This window comes from Sporosarcina gallistercoris, assembly GCF_050459885.1.
GTDB lineage: Bacteria > Bacillota > Bacilli > Bacillales_A > Planococcaceae > Sporosarcina > Sporosarcina gallistercoris_A.
The window spans coordinates 63,472-79,089 of the sequence record NZ_JBCMNO010000002.1; the positions used below are offsets into that span (position 1 = coordinate 63,472).

General features: G+C 43.0%; 17 protein-coding genes, 1 pseudogene and 2 riboswitches. Of the genes and pseudogenes, 12 read left to right on the forward strand and 6 right to left on the reverse strand.

What is annotated here, in order from left to right:
- Positions 1-5: 5 nt before the first annotated feature.
- Both pepT and ABE021_RS00830 read right to left on the reverse strand, forming a co-directional pair.
- Positions 6-1,232, reverse strand: a complete 1,227-nt coding sequence (gene pepT / locus ABE021_RS00825) for a peptidase T (protein WP_430286263.1) — start codon at positions 1,230-1,232, stop codon at positions 6-8.
- A gap of 129 nt (positions 1,233-1,361) precedes the next feature.
- Entirely contained in the window at positions 1,362-1,583 is a 222-nt protein-coding gene (locus tag ABE021_RS00830) for a DUF2187 family protein (RefSeq protein WP_430286264.1), read from the reverse strand.
- 244 nt (positions 1,584-1,827) lie between these two features.
- Between ABE021_RS00830 and ABE021_RS00835 the strand changes: the two genes are divergently transcribed.
- The 3 genes from ABE021_RS00835 to ABE021_RS00845 all read left to right on the forward strand — a co-directional run bounded on the left by ABE021_RS00835 (position 1,828) and on the right by ABE021_RS00845 (position 4,636).
- Positions 1,828-2,094, forward strand: a complete 267-nt coding sequence (locus ABE021_RS00835) for a metal-sensitive transcriptional regulator (RefSeq protein WP_430286265.1) — start codon at positions 1,828-1,830, stop codon at positions 2,092-2,094.
- 139 nt (positions 2,095-2,233) lie between these two features.
- Entirely contained in the window at positions 2,234-2,887 is a 654-nt protein-coding gene (locus ABE021_RS00840; protein WP_430286266.1) for a hypothetical protein, read from the forward strand.
- Between the two features lie 230 nt (positions 2,888-3,117).
- Positions 3,118-3,232, forward strand: a riboswitch (SAM riboswitch).
- 114 nt (positions 3,233-3,346) lie between these two features.
- Positions 3,347-4,636: an O-acetylhomoserine aminocarboxypropyltransferase/cysteine synthase family protein gene (locus ABE021_RS00845; protein ID WP_430286267.1), complete on the forward strand. Its 1,290-nt coding sequence runs from the start codon at positions 3,347-3,349 to the stop codon at positions 4,634-4,636.
- A gap of 45 nt (positions 4,637-4,681) precedes the next feature.
- Here the strand turns inward: ABE021_RS00845 and ABE021_RS00850 are convergent, their stop codons facing one another.
- From ABE021_RS00850 to ABE021_RS00860, 3 genes are all read right to left on the reverse strand, one after another.
- Positions 4,682-6,181, reverse strand: coding sequence for a BCCT family transporter (locus tag ABE021_RS00850; protein ID WP_430286268.1), 1,500 nt, complete (start codon positions 6,179-6,181; stop codon positions 4,682-4,684).
- A 457-nt stretch (positions 6,182-6,638) separates the two neighbouring features.
- Complete coding sequence (locus ABE021_RS00855; RefSeq protein WP_430286269.1) at positions 6,639-6,869, reverse strand: excisionase family DNA-binding protein; 231 nt, start codon at positions 6,867-6,869, stop codon at positions 6,639-6,641.
- Positions 6,870-6,882: 13 nt separating this feature from the next.
- On the reverse strand, positions 6,883-7,368 hold the full coding sequence (locus ABE021_RS00860) for a QueT transporter family protein (protein WP_430286270.1): 486 nt from the start codon (positions 7,366-7,368) through the stop codon (positions 6,883-6,885).
- 8 nt (positions 7,369-7,376) lie between these two features.
- A riboswitch (PreQ1 riboswitch) is annotated at positions 7,377-7,421 on the reverse strand.
- Positions 7,422-7,797: 376 nt separating this feature from the next.
- Between ABE021_RS00860 and ABE021_RS00865 the strand changes: the two are divergent.
- The 3 genes and pseudogenes from ABE021_RS00865 (at position 7,798) to ABE021_RS00875 (ending at position 9,227) form a co-directional block, all read left to right on the forward strand.
- Positions 7,798-8,307: pseudogene (locus tag ABE021_RS00865) on the forward strand (general stress protein).
- 118 nt (positions 8,308-8,425) lie between these two features.
- Positions 8,426-8,665, forward strand: a complete 240-nt coding sequence (locus ABE021_RS00870) for a KGG domain-containing protein (RefSeq protein WP_430286271.1) — start codon at positions 8,426-8,428, stop codon at positions 8,663-8,665.
- A 232-nt stretch (positions 8,666-8,897) separates the two neighbouring features.
- Positions 8,898-9,227 carry a four-helix bundle copper-binding protein gene (locus ABE021_RS00875; RefSeq protein WP_430286272.1) on the forward strand — a complete coding sequence of 110 codons (330 nt, stop codon included), beginning with the start codon at positions 8,898-8,900 and terminating at the stop codon, positions 9,225-9,227.
- Between the two features lie 301 nt (positions 9,228-9,528).
- Here the strand turns inward: ABE021_RS00875 and ABE021_RS00880 are convergent, their stop codons facing one another.
- Positions 9,529-9,702 (reverse strand): hypothetical protein, encoded by a 174-nt coding sequence (locus ABE021_RS00880; RefSeq protein ID WP_430286273.1) that lies wholly within the window; start codon positions 9,700-9,702, stop codon positions 9,529-9,531.
- A gap of 144 nt (positions 9,703-9,846) precedes the next feature.
- On the opposite strand from ABE021_RS00880, the gene ABE021_RS00885 reads away from it, so the two are divergent.
- From ABE021_RS00885 to ABE021_RS00910, 6 genes are all read left to right on the forward strand, one after another.
- Positions 9,847-10,536, forward strand: a complete 690-nt coding sequence (locus ABE021_RS00885) for a response regulator transcription factor (protein ID WP_430286274.1) — start codon at positions 9,847-9,849, stop codon at positions 10,534-10,536.
- Positions 10,514-10,693, forward strand: a complete 180-nt coding sequence (locus ABE021_RS00890) for a hypothetical protein (RefSeq protein WP_430286275.1) — start codon at positions 10,514-10,516, stop codon at positions 10,691-10,693. Before ABE021_RS00885 ends, ABE021_RS00890 begins: the two co-directional genes overlap by 23 nt.
- A complete protein-coding gene (locus ABE021_RS00895; protein ID WP_430286276.1) occupies positions 10,693-12,927 on the forward strand; it encodes a sensor histidine kinase in 2,235 nt (744 codons plus the stop codon). The genes ABE021_RS00890 and ABE021_RS00895 overlap by 1 nt, the downstream gene beginning before the upstream one ends.
- A gap of 383 nt (positions 12,928-13,310) precedes the next feature.
- Positions 13,311-14,240, forward strand: a complete 930-nt coding sequence (locus tag ABE021_RS00900; protein ID WP_430286277.1) for an NAD-dependent epimerase/dehydratase family protein — start codon at positions 13,311-13,313, stop codon at positions 14,238-14,240.
- A 17-nt stretch (positions 14,241-14,257) separates the two neighbouring features.
- Entirely contained in the window at positions 14,258-15,130 is an 873-nt protein-coding gene (locus ABE021_RS00905) for a YveK family protein (protein WP_430286278.1), read from the forward strand.
- Positions 15,108-15,599: a CpsD/CapB family tyrosine-protein kinase gene (locus ABE021_RS00910; RefSeq protein ID WP_430286279.1), complete on the forward strand. Its 492-nt coding sequence runs from the start codon at positions 15,108-15,110 to the stop codon at positions 15,597-15,599. The genes ABE021_RS00905 and ABE021_RS00910 overlap by 23 nt, the downstream gene beginning before the upstream one ends.
- The last annotated feature ends 19 nt before the right edge of the window (positions 15,600-15,618 follow it).

Genomic DNA, 15,618 nt, shown 5'->3' on the forward strand with positions numbered 1-15,618 from the left:
CCCCCTTATGCGCGAGATTCGAACAGCTTTACAGTTTCAATAATCACTTGCGCCGCTTTTTCCATCGTTTCGGCAGATACAAATTCATAGCGGCCGTGGAAGTTTTCTCCACCGGCAAAAATATTAGGTGTTGGGATACCCATATAGGATAGTTGTGATCCGTCAGTCCCGCCTCGGATCGGTTCAACGATTGGTGTAATCCCCAGGTTGCTGAATGCTTCTGAAATGATATCGACGATTTCCATATGCGGCATAATCTTCTCGCCCATATTGAAGTATTGGTCTTCTAATTCCAGTACCACCGCTTCTTCGCCATAATCCGATTGCATCTGTGCAACTGTGTCGAAGAACAGTTTTTTGCGTGCTTCAAACGAATCCCTATCGAAGTCGCGAATAATATAGTCCAGCACTGTCTTTTCAACAGAACCATCAATGTCCATTAGATGAATGAATCCTTCGCGACCCTCTGTCAACTCAGGAATCTCTAAAGCAGGCATTGCCGATTGGAATTCTTGTGCACGTAAAATGGAGTTGACCATTTTCCCTTTGGCAGTTCCTGGGTGGACGTTTGTTCCTTTGAACGTAACGCGAGCTCCGGCTGCATTGAAACTTTCATATTGTAACTCACCAAGCGGACCGCCATCCATCGTATACGCAAAATCGACGCCGAAAGCATCCACGTCAAATTTGTGTGGACCGCGTCCGATTTCTTCATCCGGTGTGAAGGCAACACGAAGTTTGCCGTGCTTCACTTCGGGATGGTCTTTGAAATAAGCCATCGCGGTCATGATTTCAGCAATACCAGCTTTATCATCAGCACCAAGCAGCGTCGTGCCGTCCGTAGTGATCAGTGTCTGTCCGATATAGTTTTGAAGCTCTGGGAATCGACTGACTGAAAGGGTTGTGTTTTCATTTAAAACCAGATCACTGCCATCATAATTGTCATGACGCTGAGGATTCACATTCTTGCCCGTGAAATCAGGCGATGTATCTACGTGTGCTAGGAAACCGATTACAGGGATTTCCTTGTCTGTATTGGCGGGAAGTGTAGCGAATAAGTAACCGTTTCCGTCGAGTGTAACCTCTTCCATACCTAATGCGGAAAGTTCTTCCTTCAATAGATGCAACAAATCCCACTGATTCGTTGTGGAAGGTGTTGTCTGGCTCTTCTCATCGGATTCGGTATCGATTTTTGCATAGCGGATGAAGCGTTCCAATAATTGTTCTTTCATAATATGACAAATCCCCTTTCAATTCTATGTACTAAAGAAGCGTCTCATGCGACCTGCATGAATAGAATAGACGACAAAACCGACAGAACTAGTTCAGTCTGTCGGAAGTTGAAGCGGATGCTCTCTAGATTATTCGATTGTGTAATTTTTGTGAGCGACGACGGTCAGCGTGGAAGCTGCTCCAATCAGATCGGCGTCCTCTTCAGAAATTTCTACAATTACGGAGTTCTCTAAGATCTTGTGGATTGCCCCAATAACGAAAACATCATTACGAGTGAATGAAATTTTTTCGCCAATTTTTCGCGCTGCGATAAAATCAGAGACAGGATGTTCCTTACGCGGAAAAGCCAAACGAATCCCTCCTCTAGTCTGTTTCGATTTATTTCGAATTGTGAAGACCCATGGCCATTCAGAAAAACAGACAGTGTGTCGTGCGGTTGGCCCAATGGTTTGGAACAATAAAAATGTTAATACTTCTATAAGTATAGCATAATTCGAACAATTTCGCGCTTTTCTTGTCCAAGGAGGCGGGATTAATTGACCCCATACCGGAAGGGGTATACTATGAATGTAATGAAGAGGGGAGGCCAGATCCATGGAATACGATGCAAAAGTAGTCAATCGTTTAAAACGAATAGAAGGTCAAATTCGAGGAGTCCTACGGATGATAGAGGCTGGTGATGAATGTAAAGACGTCATTACGCAGTTATCTGCGTCCCGCTCAGGAATCGATCGGACCATCGGCTTGATAGTAAGCACAAACCTGATTGCCTGTATGGAGAACGAAGAACTGTCGGATCATCCACAAAAAAAGGAGACGCTTGTCAAAGAAGCTGTCGACTTATTAGTTAAGAGCCGCTAACTGCTGGCTCTTTTTTTGTGGGATGAATCATTAAAAACGGCTCTCTATCTTCTCATCAAGTCTTAATAATCATCTCAGTGTCCTCTCAGACTACAGGGTTATGATATAAGTATCCCCAAAGGAAAAGGAGAGGAACAAGATGAAAAAGACATTGATCACAGCAGTAAGCGCACTACTCATTTCCGCAGGGGGTGCTCAAGCGGCGACATTTGCACACGCAGACCAAAACACAGACGCAAAGAGCTCGTACGCACATGGACAACAGAACTCCAACTACGGTCAGCAAGTGAACCAGGACATCACAGGTCTGGAAGAGTATGCATCATTTGCTTCAGTCATCGACTCAACTAGCTTCACAGCACGTGTGACTGAAGAAAACGTGTCCAAACGGGTGATTCTATTCTCTGACAACTACGGACGTGCACAGTACAAGAGTGTCTTCGTGAAAAAGACAGGTCTTCTTAAAGTCATCAACTTAAAAGGCGGCATTGTCCTTGAAACGACTGTGAAAGCGACTGCAGCGACACCATCACTTGAAGTGAAGCCTGTGGCAAAACCGGCTCAGACTGCAAGCACAATCAGCAGTCTGACAGAAGATAAAACGCTTTCAGCACACGTCAACCTAAGCGCACTTACACCCGTAGTGGTTTCAGACAACTACAATAACCGCACAATTCTATTAAAAGATGCAAACGGACGCGAACAATTCAGAAGCATCTATGTAAAACGCACGAATATGCTTAAAATCATCAACCTAAAAGGCGGCCAAATCTTCTACGGTGCGGCTCAATAATTAATATTCACCCGTTGACCAGTACTTAGGTTAGCGGGGTTTTTCTTTTCCATTCTTATTTCATGTAGTTGTCTGTCATACGATCCCACGGAAACGTCCACCTGTAGCGGAAATAAACACTAATTGGTTACTAAACACAAAACTATCAAACAATTTTGATTTACCTGTTGACTTACTGGTTTTTACCACGTATACTCAGTTCCAAGATGGAAAACTGAATAAGTCACAAACTCTTATCAAGAGCGGCGGAGGGACTAGGCCCTGCGATGCCCGGCAACCGGCAAGCTTACCAGCTTGCAAAGGTGCTACTTCCTACAGATCTGTTTTGGATCTGAAAGATAAGGGGAAGTGCCAGCAATGGCAGATCCTCTTCTATAGGTAGAAGGGGATTTTTTTAGTTTCCCCATCACCCGTCCGGTGTGCGCAGTTCCATCAATCTAATTTCCGGAGGTTATGTACATGACGAATTTTCAACCCGAAACACTTTTGCTGCACGGTGGTCAAGAACCCGATCCAACTACTGGATCACGAGCAGTTCCTATTCACAGAACGACTTCATTTGTATTTCGTGATACGGATCATGCTAAAAACCTGTTTGCACTTCAAGAAGCGGGCAACATCTATACCCGCATCACGAATCCGACAGTCGCTGTATTTGAAGAACGTATCGCGTTACTAGAAGGAGGCGCTGCGGCGGTTGCACTCTCATCTGGTATGGCGGCTATCGCATTTTCGATTTTGAATATTGCCGAAGCCGGTGATGAAATCATTGCAGCAGCTAACCTCTATGGCGGTACGTACAATCTCTTCGCCACCACGTTGCCAAAGTACGGAATCACTGTGAAATTCGTCGACTCAACTGACCCGGAAAACTTCCGCAGCGCCATTACGGAGAAAACAAAAGGGGTGTTTGCTGAAACAATCGGCAATCCAAGCTTGCAAGTGCTGGATATCGAAAGAGTGGCTTCCATCGCCCACGAAAACGGTCTTCCCCTTTTAATCGACAATACATTTGCGTCCCCATACGGATGCAATCCGATTGAATTCGGCGCTGATGTCGTCATCCACTCTGCGACAAAATGGATCGGCGGTCATGGAACTACAATTGGCGGAGTAGCAGTAGATGCAGGTAAGTTCGACTGGACGCAAGGCAGGTTCCCTGCGTTTACAGAGCCAGACGAATCCTATCACGGTTTACGCTATGGAATCGACACGGCAGGCGCTGCATTTGCGACAAAACTCCGTGTACAAGGACTTCGCGATTTCGGACCATGCCTCGACCCGGATAGTGCCTTTAATTTCCTGCAAGGCTTGGAGACGCTTCATTTGCGAATCCAGCGTCATGGTGAAAATGCACAAAAGGTTGCAAACTTCTTAAAAGACCATCCTTCTGTTGAATGGGTAACCTACACCGGTCTCAACGCCCATCCAACAGCGGATCTTGCAGCGAAGTATTTGAAAAACGGGGCAGGTTCCATTATCATTTTCGGAATCAAAGGCGGACGTGATGCGGGGCGCCGGGTTATCGACAATGTGGCGGTCTGGTCACACGTAGCGAATGTCGGGGATGCAAAGTCCTTGATTATCCATCCAGCTTCCACGACACACCAGCAGCTTTCAGGTGAAGACTTGAAAAGTTCAGGAGTCACTGAGGAACTCATTCGTCTTTCAGTTGGACTTGAATCGGCAGATGACATTATCGCTGATCTAGCGCAGGCGATTGAAAAAGCTGTACCAATCAACGCGTAATCTATAAACAAACACCCGAATCCTCATTAGGACTCGGGTGTTTGTTTATTTGTGTTTCGCTTTCTTGTTCGTTTTAACTTCCTTTTTCAGGTCTTTGAATAGCGCATAGACCATGAACAAGATGATGAAAGAAAATGGCAGAGCTGCGATAATTATCGTATTCTGCAAGGCGGTTAGCCCGCCGACAGAGAGTAAAATAATCGCAATTCCAGATTGGATGATTCCCCAGACCATTTTCACGCTATTAGGCGGGGTTAACGACCCATAAGTAGACTGCATCCCAAGTACAAAGGTCGCGGAATCGGCAGAAGTGATGAAGAATGAAGCGATGAGTAATATCGCGAATGCGGAAGTAATCGTTGCCCACGGAAGCTCGCTGAACATTTGGAATACCACTAGTGAGGTGTCAATAGATGCAAGATCTGACACTCCGGATTTCTGCATATCGATCGCAGTTGTCCCGAATGCGGAGAACCATACGAAACTAAGAATACTTGGAGCCAGTAAAACGCCAATCATGAATTCACGAATTGTGCGCCCTTTTGAAACCCGAGCAATGAACATACTGACAAATGGTGCCCATGAGATCCACCAAGCCCAGTAGAAAATCGTCCACGTATCGAGCCATTCCCGATTTCCTGCATTTAACGGTGAAGTACTCAAACTCAAGTCGACGAAGTGGGAGATATAACCTCCGATTGAATCAGTGAATATGTTCATAATGAGTAAAGTAGGTCCTAATATGAGCATGAAACCAAGTAATGCGAGTGCCAATACAAGATTGGTGTTCGACAAATATCGAATTCCTTTGCTTAGACCTGACCACGCAGACATGATGAACAAAACGGTAACGACTGAAATGATAATGAATTGGGACCGTATGCCGATTTCAAACCCGAACAGATAATTCAGGCCGGCATTAATTTGAACAGCGCCAAAGCCGAGAGATGTGGCCACGCCGAATGACGTTGCAAAGACTGCGAGGACATCGATGATAGTCCCCCATGTCCCTTTCATTTTATCGCCAAATATCGGCTTCAGTGTTGCTGAAATTAATCCTGGTTCCCCTTTACGGAATTGGAAATACGCTAAGCAAAGCGCAACGATTCCATATAGTGCCCAGACATGTAATCCGTAGTGAAGAAAAGTTTGACGCATGGATTCTTTGAAAGCCGCATTCGTTCCGGCTTCTGCAGTTGCGGGGTTAATGGCGAAATGTGAAAGTGGTTCAGCAGCACCATAAAAGACTAGTCCGATTCCCATACCAGCAGAAAACAGCATAGCAATCCAGGTAATTGTGGAAAATTGCGGTCGATCCGTGTCTTTTCCCAGCCGGATTTTCCCATACGGGCTGAAAATCAAGTAGATACTGATGCCGAATAACAGTGTCATTAATAACATGTAGTACCAACCGAATGCAGTGGATACGAAGTTTTTGACGATTCCAGTTCCTGCTTCAAAACGTACTGGATCAATGACACCGTAACCGACCGCCAACACGATCAAACCAATAGTTATATAAAAAACATTTGATATTTTTCTCATAGTTCCCCCTTAGTAATGAAAGTTATACAAGCAGTTTACCACTATACTATTGATTTTGAAGAAGTGCAACCGTATCGCCAACTCTCCCGGGCGGTTTTCTAAGCATATGAGTTGTTTCTATTATTTACAGTATTTGATGATAGTAAACCAGAAAGCATGCCATCACTTAAATAAAGTTCCTTTTTGTCATCAAATAATTGCAATACGTATAACCTTGGAAAAGTGCTCATAAACCGTGGAAAGCGCTCGTAAATTACTAAAATGATCGATCATCTAACCTCCTCGGCTCGCATTCACCTTTACCCTCTGCATGCAATGGATAAGGCCTTACTCCCACCCAAACCAATACTTAATAAGAAGAATCCTCTTAAATAGAAAAGTCTGCTCCTCACCGACCCATCATATCATCATATCGAAAAATGCGAGGTGATCAGGAATGCTGATCACCTCGCATTTTTCAATCTTCGTCTTTAATATCACGATCGGGTGGAATCGGCTCGCTGCGCCATTCGTCGATTTGTTGCTTGAGTTGCTCTAATTGTTCGAAGTAGAGACCGAATTGCTCCTCGTTTATCAGAAACAGGGTGCCATCGTGGACGGAGCGAATACGCTTGTCCGCTACATATTGACGTACCTGATCAACAGGCATTCCGAGTTTGACAGCAGTCTGTTCAATTGTCAGATACATACTACGCCCTCCGTCAAATCAATTTTGCGAGTGATAGCCGTTTGTTCAATGTATGCATCAGTGGAATGCCAATCGCCATGACGATGAACTCACTGATGGCAAGGAATCCCCACGTAGCCCAGAACGGGAAGCCCAGTACTAGATACAACTGCCAAGAGATGATGCACATCGTTGTCGTGAATACGGCTGTATTGACCATCATCCGTTTCACAGGGCTTGAGATTTTCTTTACAAGGAAAAGGGTGATGCTTAATGAGATAATCGTATGGCTGACACCAAATAGAAGATCAATGGGGCCAACTTCCGATAGTAGTAAGTTCGACACAAATACACCGATTACGATGCCTGCAAAGTATTTTTTGTTGAAGACGACCAAGTGATTAAAGATTTCGGCTAGACGAAACTGGATATTGGTGAAGCCGAATGGAGCGATGACAATCATGACAGCGACGTAAAGTGCACCGATGATGCCATTTATTGCGAGTGTTCTGGTTTTCATTTCTTATAATCTCCTTAGTTTTTTTTCGTGGGAGGATTTCGAACCACGTAATTTGAACGCTTCTCAGTTTAGCATTTAATAAGGAGTTCGTACAGTGAGCAAAAGAGATTGTTAGCGAAGGTATTTCCGGGATACTTACAAGAGTACAGTGTAAGAATTCATCGGGTAAAATACACGGGGTCTTCAAACAAATTCAGAAGCGACGAATAGTTCCGTCATGACGGTACTTCGAACCAGTTCATTTCTAACAAAACAACAGATTCATACAGGCGTCGTTTGCTCCTCGTGTTATTAAAAAATAATAAATGAGAACCGCACTATTAGAACGGCACAGTGCGGTTTTACTTATTCAATCACGTTTGTTCTGAATAGAACTGGGAATAGATTGAATACCAGATGAACAGAATTATTTCACCAGGAGGGCTGAAAATGAAAAACCACAATGACAAAGAAAAGATGACAAGAGAAGAAGCGGGACGCATGGGAGGTAAAGCGACTGCGAAGAATCACAATAAAGAATTTTATCAAGAAATCGGTAAAAGAGGCGGAGAAGCGACCTCGCAAAATCACGGCAAAGAGTTTTATGAGGAAATTGGACAAAAAGGCGGAACCGCACGCGCTGAACATCGGAAAAAACCATAAAAATCTTAGAAATTAAAATTCGCATGTTTTAAAGTGGATTATCCGGGCATATAACCAATGTGCACCAAATAATCTATTATTTAGGAGGAATTACACATGGCAACTGATAACAATGGCAAGATGTCTCGTGAAGAAGCTGGCCGAATGGGCGGCGAACAAACGTCTAAAAATCACGACGACAACTTCTACCAGGAAATCGGTAAAAAGGGTGGAGAAGCTCGTGCCAATCAGAACAATTCCGGCACAAACAAAATGAGCAAATCAGAAGCAGGGCGTAAAGGCGGAGAAGCGCGCTGAGCAAAGAAACAATGAAAACTCATAAAACGTGATAGCTGATTGAATCTTAACTAATTCGGTAGAAACTTTGGATATGACAAATAGACAATGGAAATACTATTATTAGGAGGAGTCCCACATGGCTACTAACAATAACGACAATACGAATAAAAATAATAAAATGTCCCACGAAGAAGCAGGGAAAATGGGCGGGGAGAAAACCGCTAAAACGCACGATAAGGAATTCTATGAGGAAATTGGTCAAAAGGGCGGAGAAGCACGGGCTAACAACAATAATTTCGACTCCGACAAGATGAGTAAGTCCGAAGCGGGCCGTAAAGGCGGAGAAGCGAGTAGTAAGAGCAACAACAAAAATTAATTGAAAACTATTGAAAAAGTGGTTTGGAGAATGTTCTCCAAGCCGCTTTTTCGTATCGTGAGTAGGTATCGAATAATTTGCAATGAAGTTTCTGAATATGAAAAAGTAAGTTTCATCAAACGAAGCGAGGGAACAGGCTAAGTAGAAATATCTATCGACAGCCGTTGGAAACACTAACTCGATGGTTTTCACATCATCACTGGCTGTCCCACTCATTGAAGGAGGAATTCGAATGACCCCTCAACAATATGAAGAATGCTTAAAAGCATGCATGGAGTGTGTGGAGGCGTGTAACAATTGCTTTGACGCGTGCTTAAAAGAAGATGATGTAAAAATGATGGCGGAGTGCATACGACTGGACAGGGAATGCGCAGATATTTGTGCATATGCAGTTCAAGCAATGACACGCAACAGCCCATTCGCGAAAGAAATATGTCAGTTGTGTGCTTACATCTGTGACCAGTGTGCAGAAGAATGCGGCAAACACGACCATGATCATTGTCGACGCTGTGCGGAAGCATGTAAGAAATGTGCGGATGCTTGCCGGAAGATGCTAGCTTAACTTATTGCTCTTCTCCCTAAATACCAAAAATGAATATTCTAAAAAAGCAAACCCTCTCGAAAAGGTTTGCTTTTTTGCTCGGGCATTTACAGTAATTCATCGATTGCTTCGGCTGACAAGGTGGATTCTCGGGATGAAGCTCGGTCCGCCAACACTATTCCACAAAATATTGAGTACTTATTGCTACCTAAATAATTGAATGGTATGTTCAAATTGACCTGGATACCTACGCGGAACAGGATCTAGAGTAACCACGAGAGTAAGCCACGTTCATACGTACAAAACGGGGGCATACTACTAATCAGCGTTTGGGTTTCTTCTGTTCCGTACCTTGTCCTGCTGCTTTTTTCTTTTTCTTCGCTGCATCATTCTGTCCGACCACGTCAAAATCATCAGGACTCAAATCCATTCCGTAACCGAATTCTTCACGGCCTAGCTGCTTCGCTTTCTGCTTCCTTTTTTCCTCATTTGTCATTGAATTCACCTCCATTGAAAAGTATGTGCAACCTCAAAAGAATCATCCCCGAAAGGTTCTTAAGAATTTCTTCATATTTTCCCTTCTCAAATGTTAAGAAGTCCCTGTTACAATAAAATTATCGAGCAAGAAAGAGGTGCGGTTATGGCGGCGATGACAATTTTGGTTGCGGATGACGACAAAGAAATCCGTGATGGGATAGAGATTTATTTGAAAAATGAAGGATATCGTGTGTTAAAAGCAGCGGATGGACGGGAAGCGCTGGATTTACTTGAACGAGAAGAAGTTCATTTACTGATTCTCGACATCATGATGCCTAATATGGATGGCATCACCGCGACATTCAAGATTCGGGAAGCGCAAAATGTTCCTATCATCATGCTCAGTGCGAAAGTCGAAGAGTCGGATAAAATCCATGGACTTTCCGTCGGGGCGGATGATTATGTATCGAAACCGTTCCAGCCGATGGAATTGATGGCGCGTGTGAAATCACAGTTGCGACGCTACGTTCAGCTCGGTACGTATGACGGCGGTAAAATGCTTGAAATTGATGGACTGGTGCTGGATGAAGAAGCCAAAACGGTCACGCTTGACGAGTCACCGGTCAAATTGACGCCAACTGAATTTAAAATTACAGAATTACTTATGAAACATCCGGGACGCGTGTTTTCCATCAATGAGATCTATGAGCGTGTATGGAACGAAGAGGCTTACAATGCAGAAAACATTGTGGCGGTTCACATTCGTAAAATCCGCGAAAAAATAGAAACCGATCCAAAAAATCCAAGATATATAAAGGTGGTGTGGGGCGTTGGCTACAAAATCGAAAAATAATGGTGCAATGCTATGGTCAATTATTTCCATTGTCATAGGACTCGGGACTATCGTTTACTGTTTCCCGCACATTACCGACCTTGCAAGTGACGGAATATCGAGAACGACCCGGACGGTAACGTACTTCATCCAAATCATAAAAGGGGGCACTGTGTGATGAAGCGTTACACACCGATAATAATATGGGCATTGCTAGTGGCGGTTGCATTGAGCGGACTTGTGACAGTAACGAGCAAAGGGCCTGAGATAATAGTTAAAAGCTATCCTCAATCCCAACAATTTCAAAATCATTTGACGGAAATTTATGACGAACTCGGACGGACAGTCCTGAACCCGATTGACGTGGAAGAAGCTGAGAAAAAACTGACTGTCTCACCTGCTGAAATAGAAACATACAGGATGTATTACGGAAGCTTGGCAGAACAAATTGAAAACATCCAGATGCAATACGAAGATCGCATTCGTGAAACTGAAGCGAAGACGACAGTCAAACAGGCACTCGTGGACGAACGTGACGGGAGAATCGAAGATATCCGGAAGAATTTTGAGGATGACAGTTATGTGGAAACGAAAATTTTGAATGAAAAGAACCGACAACTTAGAAGACTTGTTCATAATTATAAAAATACCAACGCTATGATGGAGATTCCTTTAGCATATGATCTCAAACCCGTTAACGGTGGCGACGCCCATAAAAATTGGGATATGAACGGTCCTGTCGGATACGAGCATAAATTCAACACGCAAAACGGTTATTTGAAAATTGCTGGCATCGATGCCTCCTTTAACGATAATGACTATTATGAAGAAACGAATGACTATATGGATAGCGCGTTACAGCAAGGGGAAGGTGTGACGCTTTCAAGTGATGATTTACAAGCAATCACCCAGCCCGCTGTATTGTACTCAGGCATGGTAGCAGTCCCTAAGTCTGCATTCCAAAAGGGTGGAGTGCTTTACGAAGAAGCGAAGACATACCAATCGATAAAAATCATGCTCATTGTATCGGGATTGGCAGCAATTGCAGCGATTATATCGCTCTTCACGATTTGGAAGTTCAAATGGACTTGGTTTGTCGATCTTCCATTCACGAAACGCTATGATTCGCTTCGAATCGATTTGAAGGCCGGCGTTTTTCTCATCCTATTGTTAAGTCTTGTGAATTTCTCAGGATCAGTATCCGGAAGACTGAATAACATGGCAATCGGAGGTTATTCGTTTAGCATTACGAATGCGGTATTCATGTTTGCTATGGGGGCAATCGTCATTGCTTTCCTTGCATTCCAAATCGGAAATGCCATCACCCGCTATCAGCAACTGAGCAAATTTGAAAACGACTTACGGAACAGTTATGCCATGCAGCTCGTGGCTAGTGCAAAAGAGGTCTTCCTGAACCGCTCAATTGCAATCCAGACCTTCATACTGCTTATCGGCTTCTTCCTTGCAGGAGCTGGATTCATATTCGGGCTGATGGAACCTATGCTCCTTCTGATTTATGCACTTTGCGTACTATTTTTAGGCATGCCGATCCTGTTCCTCTACATGCGTCGCATGGGGTACTTAAATAGAATCTTCAAAGCGACAGAGGATATGGCAGCGGGCAGACTGAACAGCGATATTAAAGTGATGGGTCGTTCTCCTCTAGCTAAACACGCTGTCAATCTCAACAATTTACGTGAAGGCGTGGAGCGTTCATTGACAAGTCAGGCGAAAAGTGAACGATTGAAGACGGAGTTGATCACCAATGTCAGTCATGATTTACGAACCCCTCTTACATCGATCATCACGTATACGGATTTATTGAAAAACCCTGATTTGTCAGATGAAGAGCGGGCGGAATACGTGGGAGTGCTGGACAGGAAATCCCAGCGTTTGAAGACGCTGATCGAAGATTTGTTCGAAGTATCTAAAATGTCCAGTGGCACGATGGAATTATACAAACAGCGAGTCGATCTCACGCAGCTCGTCCAACAGGCGATCGGAGAGCACATGGAACAAATGGCTGAAATCCCCCTCGATTTCAGGGTTTCTGTACCTGAAGAACCGATGCCTGCCGTGCTTGACGGACAACGGTGGTGGCGGATGCTTGACAACCTGATTGGCAATTCACTGAAGTATTCGCTTCCGGGGACCCGGGTTTTTGTTACGCTGCGTGAAGTCGGCGGGATGGCCGAGTTCGTCATCAAAAACATTACGGCTTATGAGTTGAATGAAAATGTGGATGAGTTGTATGAACGGTTCAAGCGTGGAGATGCATCGCGTCACACCGATGGGTCAGGTCTCGGTCTTGCAATCGCACAATCGATTGTGGATATGCACGATGGCAGGATGACAATAGACGTGGACGGAGATTTGTTTAAAGTGACGGTTCGTGTACCGTTGTTGGCTTAATTTTAATTGTACGGGATATTTTAAGCGCTGCTTTTAGCAGTGCTTTTTTTTGCGGAATTTTTGCGTTTCCCTATGAAAACATACTTACAAAAACAAAACATAAACGAGGGAGGAGAAGCATAATATGGATTCGACAGTATCTATGAAATTCCTTCCTTCATAATTTCTTGAATAAAATGTATTTTTCATATAGAACAAGCAGTTTTATATGTTTCGTGTTGTTCATAAGTATACGTGGGTACTCTCCTATGATGTTGAACTTAACGAGTTAGAAATTAGCAAATGTCGGATGGAATAATAATGGAACACAAGTAAGCACAACTTACTTTCGGTTAAACGTTTACTATTTTCTATTTTTATTTATTGGGGAAGAGGCGAAGGCGATGAAGGTACTGGTGACAGGTGGGGCAGGATTTATCGGATCGCATGTTACTGAGGAGTTAATTGCACACAATCATGAGGTTGCAGTGGTAGATAACCTTTCAACAGGGAAAATGAGACAAGTTCCTAAATCAGTAGTTTTTTATAAGGGAGATATTCGAAGGAAAGAAATAGAGAGGTTTTATGCTGATTTCCAGCCGGATTGTGTCATTCATTTAGCTGCTCAAGTCTCTGTAGCTAGTTCTTTACAGGCGCCATTAAACGATAGTGAAGAAAATATTATCGGCACGATTAATGTACTTGAGGCATGTGTGAAATATCAAGTGAAGAAAATAATTTTTGCTTCAACTGCTGCATTATACGGAAATCCTGGGTATTTGCCGCTTGATGAGAATCATCAACTGCAACCCATTTCTTTCTATGGATTATCTAAAAAGCATGCTGAAGCATATATAAGAATGTTTTCCAGCCTACACGGGATAACTTACACCATTTTACGTTATGCCAATGTATACGGTATGAGACAAGACTCGAATGGAGAGGCAGGAGTAGTGTCAATTTTTATTGATAAGTTTTTGAACAACCAACCGCTATCTATTCTGGGGGATGGGAATCAGACGAGAGATTTTATTTTTGTAAAAGATGTAGCCAAAGCAAATGTTGCCGCGTTAACAAATGGAGATAATGAAATTATTAACATTAGTACTCAAAACCAAACCTCAGTGATGAACATAATAAATGAATTGAATGAGATCACCCGAACGAACTTATTGCCTGTTTTTCATGAGGAGCGGACAGGTGATATTAAGTACAGTTGCTTAGCCAACACAAAAGCAAAGACTGTACTTGATTGGGAACCAGTGTATTCATTTGCTGAGGGGCTGAAGATGACGATTAGATACTGTGAGCAAGAAATGCTTATCCAAAGCTGATGGAAGGTGACGCTCTTATGCAAAGAGAGATGACTCTAAAAGATTTCTTTCTTTTAATTAAAAAAAGAATTCTTCTGATCAGTGTGACAGCGGCGGTCTTGGTTGCCATTACCGTACTAGCTACGTTCTATATATTCAAACCGGTATATGAAGCAAGTGAATATATCCTTGTTGGTAATTTGCAAAATAAAAACCAAGAAAATTCCTATGAAGAAACTCAAAAGATTCCACGAATGTTGGCGTCTTCTGTAGATTTCATTAAAAGTCCCATTGTATTAAATGCAGTGAAAGAAGAACTAGGGTTAAAAGGGCAAACATTTGATGGGAAATTAGTGATTAAAAACAACAAAGACTCTCAGCTTATTATCATCACTGTAAAAGACCAAGACGAGGAATTAGCCAGAAGTATCGCCAATACTACAGCAGTTATAGCCATCGATAAAATGAATGGTCTCCTTCAATTTGATCAGGTGAAACTGCTAGGGAAAAACGATGATGTCATTAAAACCAATAATGAACTAGCTGCCCTAGCGATTGCCTTGATCATAGGGATTTTAGCGGGTATTGGACTAGCAGTCATCCGTGAGCAGTTGGATAGTTCCTTTAAAAGAGAAGGAATTGTAGAAGAGTTGCTCGGCGTACCGCTTTTAGGAAATTTTAGTGTGAAATTAGAACTTCGAACGAATGGCAGAGGAGCATACCTCAATAATGGCCCTAACTATGAAAGGAGGTCATTCGTTGTTAAGGAAAAGAAAAAACAAGTGGATAAAGCAACTGAAGTCTCCCAGAAGATGGATAAGCACAGAGCAAATCAGGATGATCAAAATGAATACACAACATGTACTGAAGAACAAGAAGTCGATATTAATGGTAACTTCTCCAGAAGGTAATCCAAGACAATCGATGATTACTTTAAAGTTGGCCAGTTCGTTTGCTGAAGCAGGAAAAAGAGTACTGCTAGTAGATATGAATTTCAGAGGACCTATCATTCATCATATGTTTGACGTTCCAAACAACAAAGGATTAAGCAATATATTAAGTGGAGAACAAGGTGAAATTTCTAAAGTATTCATCGATAACTTGCATTTTCTTCCTGCCGGCTCAGTACCGCTTTACCTAGATAGCTTAAATAAAATTGAACAGCTGCTAGTCGCATGGCATCGTATCTACGATGTCATCCTACTGGATTCTCCAGCATTTTTGATAGCTGCTGATTCTCAAATAGTTTCTACAGTTTGCAGTGGTGTGATTCTGGTGATTCAGGAAGACCAGACAAAAGAAAGGGATGCTTTGCAAGTGAAAAAAATTCTGGAAAGAGCTAACACCCAGCTATTAGGAGCAATATATCAAACAAGTTGAAGATGTGTGGGTGAGCATT

Excerpts from the sequence above, each read along its gene's own strand:
- pepT (WP_430286263.1), bottom strand. The coding sequence starts at position 1,232 with ATGAAAGAACAATTATTGGAACGCTTCATCCGCTATGCAAAAATCGAT.
- ABE021_RS00835 (WP_430286265.1), top strand. The coding sequence starts at position 1,828 with ATGGAATACGATGCAAAAGTAGTCAATCGTTTAAAACGAATAGAAGGT.
- ABE021_RS00840 (WP_430286266.1), top strand. The coding sequence starts at position 2,234 with ATGAAAAAGACATTGATCACAGCAGTAAGCGCACTACTCATTTCCGCA.
- ABE021_RS00845 (WP_430286267.1), top strand. The coding sequence starts at position 3,347 with ATGACGAATTTTCAACCCGAAACACTTTTGCTGCACGGTGGTCAAGAA.
- ABE021_RS00850 (WP_430286268.1), bottom strand. The coding sequence starts at position 6,181 with ATGAGAAAAATATCAAATGTTTTTTATATAACTATTGGTTTGATCGTG.
- ABE021_RS00855 (WP_430286269.1), bottom strand. The coding sequence starts at position 6,869 with ATGTATCTGACAATTGAACAGACTGCTGTCAAACTCGGAATGCCTGTT.
- ABE021_RS00860 (WP_430286270.1), bottom strand. The coding sequence starts at position 7,368 with ATGAAAACCAGAACACTCGCAATAAATGGCATCATCGGTGCACTTTAC.
- ABE021_RS00870 (WP_430286271.1), top strand. The coding sequence starts at position 8,426 with ATGGCTACTAACAATAACGACAATACGAATAAAAATAATAAAATGTCC.
- ABE021_RS00875 (WP_430286272.1), top strand. The coding sequence starts at position 8,898 with ATGACCCCTCAACAATATGAAGAATGCTTAAAAGCATGCATGGAGTGT.
- ABE021_RS00880 (WP_430286273.1), bottom strand. The coding sequence starts at position 9,702 with ATGACAAATGAGGAAAAAAGGAAGCAGAAAGCGAAGCAGCTAGGCCGT.
- ABE021_RS00885 (WP_430286274.1), top strand. The coding sequence starts at position 9,847 with ATGGCGGCGATGACAATTTTGGTTGCGGATGACGACAAAGAAATCCGT.
- ABE021_RS00895 (WP_430286276.1), top strand. The coding sequence starts at position 10,693 with ATGAAGCGTTACACACCGATAATAATATGGGCATTGCTAGTGGCGGTT.
- ABE021_RS00900 (WP_430286277.1), top strand. The coding sequence starts at position 13,311 with ATGAAGGTACTGGTGACAGGTGGGGCAGGATTTATCGGATCGCATGTT.
- ABE021_RS00905 (WP_430286278.1), top strand. The coding sequence starts at position 14,258 with ATGCAAAGAGAGATGACTCTAAAAGATTTCTTTCTTTTAATTAAAAAA.
- ABE021_RS00910 (WP_430286279.1), top strand. The coding sequence starts at position 15,108 with ATGGTAACTTCTCCAGAAGGTAATCCAAGACAATCGATGATTACTTTA.